The following is a 15,235-nucleotide window of genomic DNA, read 5'->3' as shown; positions in this document are numbered from 1 at the left end:
CCAACCGTCTCCACGCTGCCGGATCGCGTGGCTACGGTGAGCAGGTGGCAGAGAATTTCCGGTTGCGGGTCCACATGGACGAACACGGACTCCAGCAGAGCGTGTTGGCCGACAGGGTGAACGACGGGCTCAGATCCGCCGGGCACAAGGGGACGGTGGGCGACCGCACCGTCCGGAACTGGCTGACCGGAAAAACCCGATGGCCGCACCAGCGCCAGCGAGACGCGCTGACGGCAGTATTCGGGTGCACACCCTCCTGCCTGGGCTTCCACCCCCCGGGCGCACCCGAACCGCCTCAAGAGGACACCGACGTGATCCGCCGCCGATTTTGCACCGCCACCGTCGGAACCGCCGCCACGGCGGTCCCCCTCATCGCCGCTCGTCCGGCCGTCGGCACCTCCGACGTGATCCGCCTCCGCAACGGCATGGACGCCCTGACCGCCCTTGACCAGAGCAAGGGCGGACACGTGGCACTCGAACGCGCCGCGCTCTCCGGCGCGGCCGAAGCCGTTGGCCTGCAAGGCAAGGCCGCATCCCAGACCATCCGTCAGCGGCTGTTCTCCATCGCCGCGAACTACACCGCCACCGCCGCGTGGTCCTGCATCGACGCCCGCCAGCTCGACCGCGCACAGACCCACCTGAACGAGGCGTTGCGGCTCGCAGGGATGGCACAGGACCCCATGGCGCAGATGCGGGTGTGGAACTCCACGGCCATCCTCGCCCACCAACGCGGGGAGTACGGCGAGGGCGTTGCCGCCGCCCAAGCCGCTCAGGCGACCGTCATCACCCGGCGCGACCCGCTGTTCAGCTCCCTCGCTCACGCCCGCACGGCCATCGGCCACGCCCAGCAGGGAGAGCGGCAGTCGGCCATCCGCTCCCTCGGCTACGCGGAGGAATCTCTGAGCAAGACGCAGGACCAGCCACGGCCAGGCTGGGTGGCCTTCTACGGGCCTGCGGAGCTTCACGCCCTGGCTGCGATCGTCCGGGAACTCCTCGGCGAACCGGCGGAGGCCGAGGCTGCCTCGCACCGGGCCTTGTCCGCCCTGCCGAAGGAGTACCGGCGCAACCGCGCGATGGCCACCGCCCATCTCGCGCTCGCTCAGCTCCACCAGGGCGACGCCGAGCAGGCATGCGGGTCCACGGAAGACGCCTTCCACCTGATGAGCGGCAGCGAGCTTCCCGGACGTCTGCGGGTCCTGCTCGGCGACTTCTACCGGGATCTCCTCACCCTCGCGCCGTCTACCCACATTGCGCGAGAGTGGGCCGACCGCTACCGAAACGAATGGAGCACCCGTGAGCACGGCAACCGTTGAACTTCGCCGCTTCGGTCATGACGACCTGCCGCAGATCCGGCAAACCCTCCTTGACGTGCATGCCGACGCCTACGCAGACCGCAAGGACGAGGAGTTCGTGCAGCGCTTCCCCTGGTTCGTGGACCACTGGGGAGGACGAGCCGGATTCGCGTGCGTCATCGCGTACGAGGCCGGTGATCCGGTCGGGTTCACATACGGGGCCCCGGGCGAGGCAGGCCGTGAGTGGTGGCGCGAATACCTGACCGAGACTCCGGCCGATCCGTCGACGTTTTCCATCTCGGAACTGATGCTCAGGCCGCAATGGCGAAAGCGGGGAATCGGGGAGCGGCTTCACGGCGCCCTGCTCGAAGACCGGCCGGAGGCCCTGGTGGTCCTCACCGTCGACACCAAGCGCCCTCGGCTTCAGGCGATGTACGAGGGGTGGAATTACCGAAAGGTCGGCGAGCGTCAGCCGTTCCCGGACTCCCCGCTGTACGCCGTCATGCTGCTCAACCGCCGCGCCACGGGCTGACCGCCGTCTGAAAACAAAAAGCCCCCACAGGAATCCCTGTGGGGGCTCTTCTCATTCTTTGTGTCGGAGGTTGGCGGTGGACTGCGCGGTCCTCAGTGTCTTCCGCAGGATCTTCAGCTTCGCCTCGATCCGGTCGGCGTTGTGCCGGGCCTGGTCATAGACGGTGGTGGCGTCGTCATCTTGATACGCCCACCCCTCTCCGTCCCCGCCGCACTGGTGAAAGGTGATGTCGTGGGCCTCGCCGAGGAGGCCGGACATGGCGAAGACGATGTCCTCGCGCTGATCGTCGGTCATGTTCAACGGGTTACTTCCCCCTGTGTGATCAGTTGTTGGACTTGTAGGTGATTCCGGCGGAGCGCTTCGAGATGACCGACGCCCCCCGCATGTCGTAGTTATTGACGATCCGCTTCGGGCCCCTCTTCCGGCCGACCAGCGCCACGAGGAACACGAAGAGGCCAGCGAGCGCGAGCGCGCCGATCACCTCCGGCGATACCGCGTTCATGACGCCTTCGACTCCTTCCAGGGCCAGCCAGACACCGCCGCCGCTTGCGGGGGCCATCAGGGCCACCCCTTTCATCCATCCGGGGATCGGCTCCGATGGCTTCACCTCGGGTCGCGGGTGTGGCACATACGGCGTGGTCGCGAAGTGCCTGGCCTCTTCCTTGTGCCGCTCCAGCAGCTCGGCAACGTCGGGGCGGATTGCGGGGCGGTTGTAGGCGTCGGCGAGTCCGGCGAACCGACCGGCGATTTCCTCATCCGTGGGCTTGTACATGGCGTTCCTTCGGTTCGAGTAGACACAGAAAGGGCCCGGTTACGCAGATCCGGGCCCTTTCTGTGCCAGTCAGGCTGCTGCCAGTTCACGCGTGGACGCATCGGCGGCTTTACGCCACCTGCCTCGGGAGACGTTCACGATGACCCCCGCTTCCCTCATCTCCGTCAACCGTGGTCCAACCTCGCTGGAGGTGAGGTCGGTTTGCATCCGGAGCTGGATCGTCAGGAATTCCTCGCCGTCGGCCAGGCTGTTGATGAACTCGGATACGAGAGCCTTCGGGCCGGTTGCCGGAATGCTCGCCGATGCGCTGACCTTTTCGCCTTCCGACTCGGGCAGGTTCACCGCCTCCAGGTCACCGGAGCCGAGTTCGTCAGAAACCGTCGGCATGTTCGGATAGCTCTCGTCCAGGAAATCCTGGATGTCGACGATGTCAGGGATCGTCAGATCCCCGGTGACCGGCTCGTCCGGAAGGAACCACGTTCGGAACTTCTGGGTGGACGATCCGGGTCCGTCGATGACGCCGAGGCCGAATGTGCGGCCCCCTCCTCCGGGGAACTCCTTGGGGAAGACGACCGGGGCGAACTTCTCGTACGCGTTGCCGAGGGCGGACCGGATCATGCCGTCGTCTTCGAGCCGAAGAACGACGGTGCAGCCGTTGGATTTCACGCTGTCACGGATGATCGAGGATCCGGCATTCTCGTTGTACGGGGACTGACCGACCAGACGAAGCATGATCCCAAGGCTTCGCCCCTGGGTCGCCAGGAACTCCAGGATCGGCAAAGCCCCGTCGTACTTGATGACCGTGTTGATCTCATCGATGGTGACCGAAACGATCGGGAAACCAGGCTTCCCGACAAGGGTCTTTGCGGTACCCCGCTGGCGCCCCTTGGCGTCGGTCCATTCGATCGTCGTGCAGGCCGCCATCCGCTCCAGAGCAAGGCGCTCCAGATCCTTCAGGGCCTGCATGTGCTCTTCCTCGGCGGTGGTGTACCGGTCGATCTTCCCGATCCAGTGGGGTGCCGACTTGCCGTTGCCTCCGTCGATGTACCAGGAGGCGATGCCCGACATGCGCTCCAGGCATAGCAGGAGATCGACCAGACCGCCCTTGCCGGAGCCGGAGCCGCCGACCAGGAACATGTGCAGCGCACTGCGCCCGGGGTCGATCAGCCGGATCTTCGCGAGAGAGCCGTCACGATGGCGCCCGACGGTGACGAAGCCCTGCTCGTCCATGGGGGCCATCGCGTCGGCGAAGTGCGCGATCTTCGCCAGGGGATCGGCGTCCAGCTTGCGGATCTTGATGCGGCGGGGGCCGATCCGCTCCAGGTCGAGCGACCCGTCCGCCAGGTCGAGCGCCCGCAGGACGCCTTCCGCTGAGTCGATCTTCGCCTTCGACTTCCTATCCAGGAGGATGACGCCTTCCCAGCCGCCGCCCTTCTCCGCAGGGACGTGCACAGGCTGGACCAGCCTCGACTTCGGCAGGACCCCATCCGCGCAGCCGACCCATTCGTCCCACATCGCAGATAGGGAGTCGACCTGCTGAGCGATGTCGGGCGCTGGCGCCTTGCGGCCGGTGAGCTTCCACCAGGCGGCCGTTGTGTAGCCGCCCCACAGGAGCCACAGCGCCATCGCGGAGGTCCCCCACACCCCGGACGTCGCGCCGTCCGCGCAAGCGGTCAGCAGACCGCCGTTGAGGATGCGCCCGGCACGCAGCACATCGGCACGGTCCGGACTACGGGGAAGACGCCCGGTGGCCGACTGGATCCAGCCGGGCCAGTCGCGGGACGTAACGGCGTCCAGAGCGAGATCACGGACGTCTCCCGCACGCTTCCACGCGTACAGTCCGGCCGTGGTGACGGGTAGTGCGAGCAGCGGATACGCGGCCGTGTGCGTGTAGGCGAGGGATTCGCCGACCACCGGCATGGCGGCTGCCGCACCGAGACCTGCAAGCCGGATCCACCGGCTCCGGGCGGCCGGAACGTCCGGGGCCTCTTTGCTGATTTCGTTGTTCTTCGGCAACATGATTCAGCCTCTCGTTCTGGCGAGAGCGGGGGCCAGGTTTCGTTAGCGCGTCCTGGCCCCCACCCGCGTCATCGGGACGCGAGGAATCCCCGGTTCGGTGCGGACACGGGAGAGGCGTCGACCGCAGCCTGATACCCCTCGTTGCGCGTGCGGGCGGCTTGCTCGCAGGCGTCGGCGGAGGCGGAGGCGTCCTTGGCGGCGGCCACGTACGTGCCGCAGGCGGCAGACGCGCCCTGGGCGGCGGCGGCGATCTCGCGGACCTCCGCGAGCGTCATGTCATCGATCTTCCCGCCGTCCGGATCGACGGCGTTCGCCATCGCGTCGGCGGCCTTCTGTGCGCCCTCGGCGGTCCTCTTGGTGCGCTGATTGACCCCGGTCAGCTCCTCTTCGTGGAGCTGGATCTCTGTGCGGATGACGGCGATGGCCTTCAGCAGCGCGCGGTACGTGGCGGCTTCGGGCAGGGTGGCGACAGCCATGATCGGTCTCCTCAGTCCTCGTAGTAGGAGGACATGGCGGGGCCGCCCTCCATGTCGCGGGCGGCGGCGGCCATGGCGCCGTAGCGGTGGTCCACGTTCGTCTTGGCGGTGGCCGCCTTGTCGGCCGTCGTGGAGCAGCGGGAGGCGTACTCCCTCGCCTTCACGGCCTGCCCCGAGCACTTCTCCCGCAGGTCGTTGATCGCGGTGAGCACCTTGTCCCCCTCGGCGAGGTTCGCCGCCTGGGAGGCCAGTTGATCGAGCCGATCGGCGATCAGCTTGTCATCGGCGGCGACGAAGGATGCGATCTGCTGATCGTCGCGGGTGCGGGCCACGGTCTCGTCCAGGAAGTGCACAAGCTCCCCGAAGGTCACTTCCGCATCGGCTGCTGCTGTCACGGCGGGCTCTCCGTTCTGTACGGGCGGGGCTTTCGGCTCGGCGGGCACCCGCGGACCGTCTTCCGGATCTGCCGAAGAGGCCACCGGCGGGGGTGTGGGGGTGTTCTCTCCGGGGCTCGGGGCCGGTTGGGGCTGATGCTCCGGGAGATCCGGCACGACGATCAGGCGGGGCGGCTCGTCCGGGCCGGATGCCGCCTTCACCTTCGGCGGGGTTGTCGATCCGGGTGGCTGCGGAAGCGGCGGAGGCATCGGGGGCAGTGGGGGCGCCACGACGGGCGCGGGCTGGAACGTTGCCGGTACCGGCTCCTTCGGCCGTGGCACCTGCTTGCGCTTGCTCCAGCGCTCCTTCGCGCCCTCCCTGACCCCCTGCCACAGCGCTGCGGTGCGCACTGCCGTGCCTGCGGCGACGGCCCCGCCCACGCGTCCGGCCGTGTGAGTGCGCCTCGGGTAGACACCCGAGGCGACCTTGCGGGCCGCCTCGGTGTGCTCCTTCCTGGCCTTCTCGTCCGGCTTGTACGTGGGATCGACACAGACCATGACGGGCTTGTGCAGGAGATATCCGAGGGCGATGGCAAGCAGAACCTCCATCGGCGGATCACCCGATCCCGGTCAGGCCGCGCGTGATCCACGCGGCGGCGGAGACGACCAGGGCCAGCCCGTGCCCCATGACCTCACCCGTGGAGCCGGGTGCCATCACGGCGAGGAGCGGGGTGAGGACCGCCGCCGCCAGAGTCTTGCCGTTGGCGGCGTTGCGCATGACTCCGGCGATGACGAACAGCAGGGCGATCACGGCTGCCGTGACGCTCACGGCGGCGACGTAGGGGCCGCTGTAGCCGAGGACGGTGGTCAGGCGTGCCTGGATCCAGCGTCCGGGTGGTGCGGATGCGAGCACGGCGGATGCGGCGAGGACCGCGAGGATCTGGACGGATCCGAGGTGCGCCTTGGCGGCGGCCTTGCCGAGGATGCCGAGCTTGCCGAGGACCTGGCAGATGACGGCGATGCCGATGGACATGCCGCCGATGGTGGCGGTGATCATGCCGCCCTCCTTCCGTTCGGGGGTTGACAGTGGGTGATGGAGTGGTGGATCATCACGCGCGCACGCGCAGGCGCCTTGAGGGGGCCTGTAGGGGCGCGAATGAAGGCCACGAACATTCGCGAATGTTCACTGAGCGTGACGCTGACGGAAGGCGTCGATGGTGCTCGCCAGCTCCTCCAGCAGGTCTTCGCGACCGGCCTGGAGGAGTCCGGTGCGGCACCGGTCGAACGCGACCGCCGCCCGCTCGCGGGGTGTCGACGCCTCCTGAGTGCGCCGAGTCCACTCGGCCTCTTTGCGGGCCGCCGAGGCGGCCTTGCGTGCCCGCACGGGGCTCCTCCTCGGGTTGTGCGGATGGCGCTCCCCGGATCTGTGCCGGACCTGCGGCGATGCCGCCAGCCGGTACCAACCGGGTCGCGCGGGTGACTGCTTCCGGCAGTCGCGACGAAGCCCAGCCGCTCGGGCTGGGCTCCATCGGTGGTGCCGGACCTCACTCGGTGGACGCGTCCACCCCGCCGAACTCCTCTTGGAGCTGGGCGTACAGCCGGGCCGCGCGCTCGTAGCCCGCCGAGACGCCCTGGCCCTTGAGGGCGTTGATGAATCCGTTGAGGCTCTTCGGCGGGGCCATCTCGGTGAAGACCCGGCGGCCGGACAGGTAAAGCTCCTCGTCCGTGAACTTCGGGGCGGAGCCCTTGAGCCTGCCCTCCTCGGCCACGTGGCGGGGGGTGTCCTCGGTCGTGGCCGCAGCAACCCCCTCGGTCGTGGCGACCTGCGGCGATGCCGAGCGAGAGCCGACCGAGGGTGCACCGACCGAGGGTTTTGCGGCCGCCACACCCGCCAGGAGCGCGACAGGGCCGGTGCGGACCGCCTCCCACTCACCCAGCACCGGCAGCGCGATGCTCCCGACGGCGGGCGGAAGCGGCTTCTCGGCGACCACCTTGTCCGTGGCGATGGCCTGCGTGTGCAGGGTCTCGGTGGAGTCCGCCTGGGCCTTCAGGACCGCCTTGCGGTACTTGGTCTCCGCCTTGGCGATCTTCTCGGTCAGCTTGGCCTCGACCGTCAGCAACTCCAGCCGGTGCGAGGCATCGGCCTCCAGTACCTCCAGCCGGTCATCCACCGTCTGACGACGCTCGGCGAGGAGGGACTTGGTCTGCGGGGAGACCTTGCGACCGAGCCCGGGGAGGACCAGGACCCACACGGCCTTGACCACGGCGATGGCGAGCGGGGCCATCACGATCGCCAGGCCCCCGCCGCCGGAGGCGATCAGCTCGACCGCCGGGATGGCGGCCACGATGACGGTGAGGACCAGTCCGGCGATCTGTACGGGCCGCTTGCGGGCCAGGTTGTTGCCCGCCGCGTACTCGACGAGCAGGAGGATCGCCCAGACGGTGTCCAGGGCGGCCACCGTGGGGATCGCCCAGCCTCCGAAGGCGGGCACCAGGATCGTCCAGTTGACCCGGGCGGACAGTACGGCCACCGCGAGGGTGATAACCGCGAGGACCGCGAGAGTGGTTCCCCGCAGGGTGGGGGGATGGGTAGGCTTCTTCACTGCTTCTCTCCTTAAGGAGCAAGGAGGCCCCGGGGATCTAGCGCGATCCGGGGCCTTCGTCCTGCGCTGGCGTATCCGCCGCGTCTCCTTCGCGTCTCCGTCAGGCGGAGACGGTGTCTCCTCAGATCAGGCCGGGTGCGGACGAGATCACGTCTCCGCGCGTCTCCACGTCGTATCCGCCGGTACGGAGGCGGCCGTTGCGGCGGTGGATGCCGAGGGCCACCACGTCTTCGAAACCCTCGTAACCGCCCGTGGCGCACTGCTCCACGGCCTCGGCGTACTCCTCGGGGGTGACCCTGACCCCGAAGACCGTCATGCCGCCTCGCCCCACTTGGTGATCCAATACTCCGAGATTCCGATCCGCTGCGCGATGAAGCGCCGGGGCATTCCTCGCCTGATGAGAACGAGGGCGGTCTGGCGGCGTTCCTCGTTGCCCAGGAGCGCGGGGTCCAAGTCGCCGTCGGCGGCCCGCTCCACGGCGATCCAGTCGACGCCCTTGCCGGTGGGCCTGGCGGGCGGGGTCCAGGCGCGAACCCCGCGAGAGCCGGGCCGGTACGCGGTGATCACGACTCCTTCACCGCCTCGGCGATGGCCATCAGGCCGTCGTCGGCCGCCTGGGCGGTGATGGCCTCGGCCTCGGTGATGACCTTCACGCTGTCGCCGTGGATCTCGGCGAGCAGGGTGGCCGACGCCTTCGCCAGCACCTGTGCGTAGCCGAGCAGGGCGTAGGCGGTGTGGTCGTCGGTGGAGGTGTCGGTGGTGAGCGTGTGGGCGGTGTGCCGGATGCCTTCGGCCACGCTTCGGATGTGGGCGGTAAGGTCGTTCATGCCGTCTCCAGGTCGATCGTGAGCTGGGTGGTGGTATCAGTCAGGTGGGCTCGGCGTGTTCTTGGAGGAGTGCGCCGGGCCTTCCGTTTGCAGAGGCCGCCTGAGCGGTCTTCCGCGTCCTGGAGGTCTTCCAGGTAGCCCTCGATGCCGGGGGGGGGTGCCCCCGGCCGCGTGCGACGTGTTCAGCACCGACCCGAGGTCTTGGCGCGCGTGGTCAGGTAGTCGCGGTAGTCCTGCTCGTCCATCACTGCTCCTGGGGCGGGTTGGCGATGACCTCGGCGAGCTTCTTGGACGCCTCGGTGAGGTCATCCAGCTGACGCTCCAACTGAGGCTTGATGTCGGCCCAGGTGGGCTCGGTGGTGGGCTGGGTCATGGAGGGTCCTTCGTAGTCCGGTTGGTGCCCGGCCAGCACAGGCCGCGGTCGATGGAGTCTGTGCTGGCGGGTGCACCCGCCGGAGCGGGTGTGGTGCCGGTCTTTGCCCTTGCGCGTTGTCCGCTTCCCCGACACGTCGTAGGTCGCAGTGCGTTCGCCGCGCTGATCCAGCCCCCGGAGGGGTCTGTCTGCCACGGCAGGGCCGACGGGTTACCGGCGTGATCCCTGGTCTATGGAGTTCTCAAGTCGGTGTCCGCTCCGGCCCTGGTCGTGCTCTCCGTGCGGGTACTGCGGGCGCACTACTAACCACTGGCGTTTCGCCAGGTCAGCGCCTACCGACATGGACTACACTAGAGCAATCAAGGGATCAAAGTCAACGACTGCGCTAGAGCAATCCTTGACAGATATCGGGCAAAGCCGAGACGATGGCCTAGGCCGTAATAGAGAGCAGGAGAAGGAATGAGCACTGCACAGCAGGAGGCGCGCAGCATCGCCCTCGACATCAAGCGCCGGATTGAGCAGGGCGAATGGACGGACAAGCTGCCCACCTATCGCCAGCTCGCCGAGGGTGAGTACCGCACCACGCAGGCGACCATCTCTAAGGCCGTTCAGACTCTGCGCGTGTGGGGAGTCGTCATCACGCGCCCCGGGGGATCGGTCCGCATCCGGCCGCCCAAGCCGGTGCGCGTCGTCGTGCCCGGCGAGATCGCCGACTGGACCGCCGAGGACATCGGCACCGAGGAGATGCCCACCTTCTCCTGGATCAAGCGCGAGCTGGACCAGGCTGACGATGCGACAGTTTGGCGTCAGCGTCGACTGCTGAAGACCGGGGATGGGGTTCTGTGCATCGAGGACATCTACACCGTCGAGAAGGCGCACAGCGGCGTCGTTGGCCCGGATGGTGGATTCCACTGCGTGCGGACCTGGATCCCCGCAGACGAGGAGCAGAAGCTCCTCGGGATGCACGATTTCGTGCCCGTGTTGGCGCTGCTGACCCGGACCGAAGGCGCCGTTGTCGTGCGGATCTTCCCGGGGGATCGAGTGGAGGCCGCAACGCGCGACTGACCCGCACGTCCTAGGCCCCGCCCTCCTCGGAGCGCGGGGTTTCTTCGTGCCTGCTCGACTGCTCTAGCGTGGTTGGGGTACAGTCGTGAACTGGGTCGATCGAGTCACTTGTAGTCCATGGTGAATCGAATACAGACTCACGTCAGGCAAGAAGAAACCCCCGGCCACAAGGACCGGGGGCCGAATGGAAGTCGCGTCTCATCTTGGCGGATACGCCGCGATCTTCCCCTTTCCAAAGCTCGCTGCCACCGTACACGGTCCGTCAGACAGTCGTACAGATGGCGAGCGGGCGGAGAGCGGGCAACCGTGTCAGATTTTCCACCCTCCATCGCCAGTCTGCCATCCGGTGAACGGGGCGGACCACTCCTTCGCCCCGGCGGCACAAAAGACACACAGGCCGTCGCGCCCGTCACCTACGGGTTGCACATCCGCCCCGGAGGCAGCTACCGCCTCCACGTCGAAGGCGAAGGCGCCCTCGCCGACCAGGAGAAGTTTCAGGTAGAGACCCCCGAGGTCGCCTGGAGCTGCCCCTGCGGGGCGGGCGGATCCTTCGCGCCCAAGGACCGGTGGACCGGACGCGCCTTGTACGACGGCTACGCCTCCAAGAAGGAGGCCCGGCTGGCACACCCGAGCACTGACGGGGCGATCGGCTGCGGCTTCGAGCCTGGATCGACGGCCGCCAAGGCAATGGCCGAGATCACGGCGTACCGGGAGCACAAGGGTGTCTGCACCGGCCAGCCTGTGATCTCCCGTCAGGCGGTGGCGGCATGAGCTTCGCCACGAACGATGCGGCCTCGATCGCCGAAGAGGCCACACCTGGCTCCACCTTCAGCGACGACGACATGTGGGGTGGCGAGGACGCCGTACCCACCGGCCCGGAGCAGCGCATCGCGCTGGTCGACAAGGCCCGCGAGGAATCCGCGTCCATCCCGGAGCCGGAGCACCGCGTCCGGGCGGCCGAGGAGCGCCACAGCGGACAGCTTCGGTTCGCCGACCGGATGATCACCGAGTATGGCCACCAGCTCCGGCGCGTACACGGGATCGGCTGGCACGAGTGGGACGGCTTCCGCTGGAAGGCGGACGATCAGGTCCGGCACCTCGCCTACGCCGTCAAGACCGTCCGCAACGCCCTGAGCGACCTTCAGCACCTTGACGGGGACACCCAGAAGGCCCTGTTCAAGGACATCCGTCGCTCGGAGTCCGCAGGGGCTCTTGAGGGCATCGCCAAGATCGCCGGAGCCCTGGAACCGGTCAGCACGTCGTCCAAGAGCCTGGACGCCGACCCGCACCTGTTCAACACCGCTGGCGGCGTCCTGGACCTGAAAAACGGCACCCTCCGAGAGTCCCGGCACGAAGACCTGATCACGAAAGTCGCCGGGGCGTGCGCCGACATCGACGGCGGGCGGAGCGAGCTGTGGGAGAACTTCCTGCACCGCATCCTGCCCCAGCAGGACGTGCGCGACTTCGTACAGCGGCTCATCGGATGCTCCATGTACGGGGCCGTGCTGGAGCAGATCCTGCCTCTCCTCACCGGTACCGGTGCGAACGGCAAGAGCGTGCTGGCCGGAGCCATCCAGTACGCGTTCGGCGACTACGCCATCACCGTCGACCCCGAGATGTTGATGGAGTCCAAGCACCAGCGCCACGCCTCATTCCTGATGCGCCTGCGCGGGGCCCGCCTCGCGTTCTGCTCCGAGACGGAGAAGGGCCGGAAGTTCTCCGAGGCGACCATGAAGCGACTGACCGGCGGCGAGCCGATCGAAGCGAATCTCATGCGCCAGGACCCCATCGAATTCGACCCGACGCACACCCTGATCATGCTCACCAACCACCTCCCCGAGGTGTCCGGCGACGACCCCGCCATCTGGCGCCGGATCCTTGTCGTCCCGTTCGACGTGGTGATCCCCGAAGAGGAGCGGGACACCCGGCTCCCCGAGAAGCTGCGGGACGCCGCCCCCCAGATCCTCGCGTGGGCCTACCAGGGCTGGCTCGCCTACCAGGAGCAGGGACTGAACCCTCCGGACGCGGTACGCGCCAAGACGGCGGCGTACCGGGCGGAGAGCGACATTATGGCCCGCTTCCTGGAGGAGGAGACCGTGAGCGTCGCGCGGGGAAGCGTCGGGGCCCGCTACCTGTACGAGAAGTGGTCCGAGTGGTGCTTCTCGACCGGCCAGGAGCACGGGACAGCGGGGAGCGAGGTGGCGTTCGCCAAGGCCCTGGAACTGCGCGGGTACAAGAAGAAGCGATCCAGCGCGGGGAACGTCTACAAGGGCCTCGGCCTCCTCGCCGGACTGGCGGGGGAGAGCGGCGGCGAACCGGAGCCCACTGAGCCGGAGTACGAGGAGCCCACGCTCAGCGACCCGCCGACCGGGGATCCGCGGCAGTGCTCCGCGCCCTCCAGTCCGCCACCGGGCCGTCCGAGCGCCGGACGGGCACCGGAGAGCCAGCTCCGCCCCGGAGGCCCTGACCGGCTCCGCGAAACGGCGCCCCTCCATCGACCGGCCGCCTCGATCGGTCACCAGGCGCAGACCATGGGGGTTACCTCATGATCAACGGCAATGACGCCCTGTTCGGCCCCCTGCACGCCGCCTTGGCGCTGGCCTCCGTCGGCGTCCCCGCCCTGCCCCTGCGTCAGGGGAAGGTGCCGTTCGGCAACTGCCCCACCTGCACAGGTAACCAGTGCGGTGGGCGGCCGAACATGAAGATCCCTGGCTCCTGCGCCTGCCCGATGCCCTGTCACGGATGGGCCGCCTCCTCCTCCCGCGCCGAGGTCATCTCCTCGGACGCCTGGAGCACGGCCTGGACGAAGGCGGCTGCTACCGCCTACCACCCCGGGGGCGCCAACCTGACCGTGGTGGATCTCGACAACGCCGACGCCGTCACCTGGGCCCGTGGACACCTGCCCGCCACCCGCACTGTGGAGACCACGCGCGGGCAGCACTGGATCTACCTGGGCGCCATGCAGTCGGCCAACGCGGTGCGCCCCGGCGTCGACATCAAGTCCCTCATGGCGTACGCGCGCTGGCTCGGCCCCGGTGACGGTCTCATGGTGAAGCTCCCGGACTCCGTGCGCGCGCTGACGGCACGTGAAGAAGCCACCGGGGCGGGCTCTTCGCGGGTGCCGTCCGCGCTCCCCGCACGGGCCGCCTGGGACCGTCAGGTGGCCTCCGGGTGCCGTCACACCGAGCGGTACGTACGCACGGGCCTGGAGCGCGGCCTGGACATGCTCCGGCCGCTCCAGGACGGACAGGGGCGCGGTCGGACGGCGTGGAGCGTCGCACGACACATGGGACGCCTCCACGCCCAGTGCCCCGGACCATGCGGGCTGGAGAACCTGGGCGACGAGATCGTGAACATGGCCATCGCCACCGGCCTGGAGCACTGGCGGGCGATCCGGGCCGTACAGAACGGGTTCGCGGCGTCCGGAATGAACGTGCCGATGGGGCAGGCGGCCTGACGATCCGCTGACCCGTACCGACCGAGGGGCCCTGTCTCATCCAGAGGCGGGGCCATCTCGGCGTGCCCGCAAGGACGTGGCCTCTTCGACCTTTGCCAACACGTACAGGCGGCTTGTCGAACGCTCGATCCATACACTTCCGCAACGCTCTGACCTGCGTGAACGCAAAAAGTGTAGGGTTGTGCATGGTTCTCCAATCCACCTCCGCGTACGCATACACACGAGGGATGGGGAAACCCTGCACAACCCTACACACTTCGCGTTTGTGCAGGTCAGGGCGCTTGTCCGCGTACACGCTGGTGCAGGGTCGGCTCCAGGCCGCCGCCGTGGCCTCTTCTTCTCCGGCGACAATGGATCGATGGCAACCGATGTCCGCCACGAGGCCGCAGACGGCCGCCGAGGCGCGCCCTTGGCGAAGCGAGTGCGGCGATGCCGTCACGGAGCCCAGGGGCCCCGGGGTGCGCGGTCACGCCACCGTGTCGATCCGCGCAGCGCACACCTTCAGGATCGCCTCGAAGTCGGCGAACACGTCCGCGCCCGCGTTCTTGTCGCCGGGGAGATCCCGCACCGCCGTCGCCACCTTCTCCTTCAGTGCGGCGACTTCGCTGGGCGGCAGGAACGGCATCCCGAGCATCCAGTACCCGCTGTCGATCCTCGTCAGCAGGTCCCGGTGCACCGCATCCCAACTCCGCACCGCAGTCGCACGCTGGCCCTCACCGGGACTGTCCGCAAGATCCTCCAAGTCCCGTACCAGCGCCTGAACATCCGTATGGACACGGGTGCACAGCTTCCGCGTCCGCGTCCACGTCTTGTGGACCGTGGCGATCACGACCACCCCCAGGGTCACCGCCACGGTCAGCACCGCCGCCGGGTACCGGGGGAGGACAATCGTGTACACCATGGCGCCCACCATGGAGATGCCCGCCGCGTTCGATGCCGTGCGGGTGATCGCGGCCCGCGCGATGCGCCCGTCCAGCCGGTCCAGCGGAACATCCTCCGGTTCGGTCATCTGCGCGAACATGGGGAGGAGGACCCAGATGGCCATCAGGTTCAGGACGTCGTCGATGTACCTGTCTGGCCGCGCGGTGTCCAGGTGGATGAGGAGCCGCCACCCGTACAGCGCGATGGCGGCCACGACCGCCCCCCACAGCAGTACCTGCACCTGCCCCCGACGCCGGACCCACCCGGGCGAACGCCACCTCGCCGAGACCCGCTCCGCGATCTCCGCCCTGAGCCCCGGGAGAGTGAACGGCTGCCAGTACCGGGCCGAGCGGCGCACCAGAGCAAGGCCGCCGAAGAAGCACACCAGACTGGCCGCCCGGTCCGTGGCGGTTGCGTGAGCCCACCGCTCATTGCCCCAGAGGCAGGCTGCGAATCCGATGGGGAACAGGACAAGGCGCCAGTGGGCGCGTACGGGGCCAGCGCCCCGGCTCCAGATCGACATG

19 protein-coding genes are annotated in these 15,235 nt (G+C 68.4%); 6 read left to right on the top strand and 13 right to left on the bottom strand.

All coding sequences use genetic code 11. From position 1 onward, the window contains the following. The first annotated feature begins 44 nt into the window (after positions 1-44). Both C9F11_RS08995 and C9F11_RS08990 read left to right on the top strand, forming a co-directional pair. On the top strand, positions 45-1,313 hold the full coding sequence (locus tag C9F11_RS08995; RefSeq protein WP_249401651.1) for a hypothetical protein: 1,269 nt from the start codon (positions 45-47) through the stop codon (positions 1,311-1,313). Then, on the top strand, positions 1,294-1,824 hold the full coding sequence (locus C9F11_RS08990; RefSeq protein ID WP_138958751.1) for a GNAT family N-acetyltransferase: 531 nt from the start codon (positions 1,294-1,296) through the stop codon (positions 1,822-1,824). Before C9F11_RS08995 ends, C9F11_RS08990 begins: the two co-directional genes overlap by 20 nt. Before the next feature lie 51 nt (positions 1,825-1,875). Here the strand turns inward: C9F11_RS08990 and C9F11_RS08985 are convergent, their stop codons facing one another. The 12 genes from C9F11_RS08985 to C9F11_RS49640 form a co-directional block, all read right to left on the bottom strand. After that, positions 1,876-2,118 carry a hypothetical protein gene (locus C9F11_RS08985; protein WP_138958750.1) on the bottom strand — a complete coding sequence of 81 codons (243 nt, stop codon included), beginning with the start codon at positions 2,116-2,118 and terminating at the stop codon, positions 1,876-1,878. A 28-nt stretch (positions 2,119-2,146) separates the two neighbouring features. Further along, positions 2,147-2,596 (bottom strand): hypothetical protein, encoded by a 450-nt coding sequence (locus tag C9F11_RS08980; RefSeq protein WP_138958749.1) that lies wholly within the window; start codon positions 2,594-2,596, stop codon positions 2,147-2,149. A gap of 69 nt (positions 2,597-2,665) precedes the next feature. After that, complete coding sequence (locus C9F11_RS08975; protein ID WP_138958748.1) at positions 2,666-4,615, bottom strand: hypothetical protein; 1,950 nt, start codon at positions 4,613-4,615, stop codon at positions 2,666-2,668. Between the two features lie 68 nt (positions 4,616-4,683). Further along, positions 4,684-5,091 carry a hypothetical protein gene (locus C9F11_RS08970; protein ID WP_138958747.1) on the bottom strand — a complete coding sequence of 136 codons (408 nt, stop codon included), beginning with the start codon at positions 5,089-5,091 and terminating at the stop codon, positions 4,684-4,686. Between the two features lie 11 nt (positions 5,092-5,102). Then, the gene (locus C9F11_RS08965; protein ID WP_138958746.1) at positions 5,103-6,074 is read right to left on the bottom strand and encodes a hypothetical protein; all 972 of its coding nucleotides are present in this window, start codon (positions 6,072-6,074) and stop codon (positions 5,103-5,105) included. Positions 6,075-6,081: 7 nt separating this feature from the next. Then, positions 6,082-6,522 carry a hypothetical protein gene (locus C9F11_RS08960; RefSeq protein WP_138958745.1) on the bottom strand — a complete coding sequence of 147 codons (441 nt, stop codon included), beginning with the start codon at positions 6,520-6,522 and terminating at the stop codon, positions 6,082-6,084. Between the two features lie 126 nt (positions 6,523-6,648). After that, a complete protein-coding gene (locus C9F11_RS08955) occupies positions 6,649-6,849 on the bottom strand; it encodes a hypothetical protein (RefSeq protein WP_138958744.1) in 201 nt (66 codons plus the stop codon). A gap of 160 nt (positions 6,850-7,009) precedes the next feature. After that, the gene (locus C9F11_RS08950; protein ID WP_138958743.1) at positions 7,010-8,068 is read right to left on the bottom strand and encodes a hypothetical protein; all 1,059 of its coding nucleotides are present in this window, start codon (positions 8,066-8,068) and stop codon (positions 7,010-7,012) included. A 121-nt stretch (positions 8,069-8,189) separates the two neighbouring features. Beyond that, a complete protein-coding gene (locus C9F11_RS08945) occupies positions 8,190-8,384 on the bottom strand; it encodes a hypothetical protein (protein ID WP_138958742.1) in 195 nt (64 codons plus the stop codon). Beyond that, on the bottom strand, positions 8,381-8,635 hold the full coding sequence (locus tag C9F11_RS08940; protein WP_138958741.1) for a hypothetical protein: 255 nt from the start codon (positions 8,633-8,635) through the stop codon (positions 8,381-8,383). The genes C9F11_RS08945 and C9F11_RS08940 overlap by 4 nt, the downstream gene beginning before the upstream one ends. Further along, on the bottom strand, positions 8,632-8,895 hold the full coding sequence (locus tag C9F11_RS08935) for a hypothetical protein (protein ID WP_138958740.1): 264 nt from the start codon (positions 8,893-8,895) through the stop codon (positions 8,632-8,634). The genes C9F11_RS08940 and C9F11_RS08935 overlap by 4 nt, the downstream gene beginning before the upstream one ends. A 244-nt stretch (positions 8,896-9,139) precedes the next feature. Next, positions 9,140-9,268 (bottom strand): hypothetical protein, encoded by a 129-nt coding sequence (locus tag C9F11_RS49640; RefSeq protein WP_269078074.1) that lies wholly within the window; start codon positions 9,266-9,268, stop codon positions 9,140-9,142. Between the two features lie 459 nt (positions 9,269-9,727). Between C9F11_RS49640 and C9F11_RS08930 the strand changes: the two genes are divergently transcribed. The 4 genes from C9F11_RS08930 (at position 9,728) to C9F11_RS08915 (ending at position 13,790) form a co-directional block, all read left to right on the top strand. After that, positions 9,728-10,333 (top strand): GntR family transcriptional regulator, encoded by a 606-nt coding sequence (locus C9F11_RS08930; RefSeq protein WP_138958739.1) that lies wholly within the window; start codon positions 9,728-9,730, stop codon positions 10,331-10,333. Between the two features lie 420 nt (positions 10,334-10,753). Beyond that, the gene (locus tag C9F11_RS08925; RefSeq protein WP_138958738.1) at positions 10,754-11,104 is read left to right on the top strand and encodes a hypothetical protein; all 351 of its coding nucleotides are present in this window, start codon (positions 10,754-10,756) and stop codon (positions 11,102-11,104) included. Then, positions 11,101-12,882, top strand: a complete 1,782-nt coding sequence (locus C9F11_RS08920) for a phage/plasmid primase, P4 family (RefSeq protein WP_138958737.1) — start codon at positions 11,101-11,103, stop codon at positions 12,880-12,882. Before C9F11_RS08925 ends, C9F11_RS08920 begins: the two co-directional genes overlap by 4 nt. Beyond that, positions 12,879-13,790: a bifunctional DNA primase/polymerase gene (locus C9F11_RS08915; RefSeq protein ID WP_138958736.1), complete on the top strand. Its 912-nt coding sequence runs from the start codon at positions 12,879-12,881 to the stop codon at positions 13,788-13,790. Before C9F11_RS08920 ends, C9F11_RS08915 begins: the two co-directional genes overlap by 4 nt. Before the next feature lie 466 nt (positions 13,791-14,256). Here C9F11_RS08915 and C9F11_RS08910 read toward each other — a convergent pair whose 3' ends face one another. Then, positions 14,257-14,925 carry a hypothetical protein gene (locus C9F11_RS08910; RefSeq protein WP_138958735.1) on the bottom strand — a complete coding sequence of 223 codons (669 nt, stop codon included), beginning with the start codon at positions 14,923-14,925 and terminating at the stop codon, positions 14,257-14,259. Positions 14,926-15,235 lie beyond the last annotated feature (310 nt).

It is taken from the genome of Streptomyces sp. YIM 121038, assembly GCF_006088715.1.
GTDB lineage: Bacteria > Actinomycetota > Actinomycetes > Streptomycetales > Streptomycetaceae > Streptomyces.
This window is presented reverse-complemented; position numbering and strand designations above follow the sequence as displayed.

Bases quoted from the DNA above. Each gene is read 5' to 3' on its own strand.
- C9F11_RS08970 (WP_138958747.1), bottom strand. From the start codon at position 5,091: ATGGCTGTCGCCACCCTGCCCGAAGCCGCCACGTACCGCGCGCTGCTG.
- C9F11_RS08980 (WP_138958749.1), bottom strand. From the start codon at position 2,596: ATGTACAAGCCCACGGATGAGGAAATCGCCGGTCGGTTCGCCGGACTC.
- C9F11_RS08985 (WP_138958750.1), bottom strand. From the start codon at position 2,118: ATGACCGACGATCAGCGCGAGGACATCGTCTTCGCCATGTCCGGCCTC.
- C9F11_RS49640 (WP_269078074.1), bottom strand. From the start codon at position 9,268: ATGACCCAGCCCACCACCGAGCCCACCTGGGCCGACATCAAGCCTCAG.
- C9F11_RS08930 (WP_138958739.1), top strand. From the start codon at position 9,728: ATGAGCACTGCACAGCAGGAGGCGCGCAGCATCGCCCTCGACATCAAG.
- C9F11_RS08965 (WP_138958746.1), bottom strand. From the start codon at position 6,074: ATGGAGGTTCTGCTTGCCATCGCCCTCGGATATCTCCTGCACAAGCCC.
- C9F11_RS08975 (WP_138958748.1), bottom strand. From the start codon at position 4,615: ATGTTGCCGAAGAACAACGAAATCAGCAAAGAGGCCCCGGACGTTCCG.
- C9F11_RS08945 (WP_138958742.1), bottom strand. From the start codon at position 8,384: ATGACGGTCTTCGGGGTCAGGGTCACCCCCGAGGAGTACGCCGAGGCC.
- C9F11_RS08935 (WP_138958740.1), bottom strand. From the start codon at position 8,895: ATGAACGACCTTACCGCCCACATCCGAAGCGTGGCCGAAGGCATCCGG.
- C9F11_RS08920 (WP_138958737.1), top strand. From the start codon at position 11,101: ATGAGCTTCGCCACGAACGATGCGGCCTCGATCGCCGAAGAGGCCACA.
- C9F11_RS08960 (WP_138958745.1), bottom strand. From the start codon at position 6,522: ATGATCACCGCCACCATCGGCGGCATGTCCATCGGCATCGCCGTCATC.
- C9F11_RS08915 (WP_138958736.1), top strand. From the start codon at position 12,879: ATGATCAACGGCAATGACGCCCTGTTCGGCCCCCTGCACGCCGCCTTG.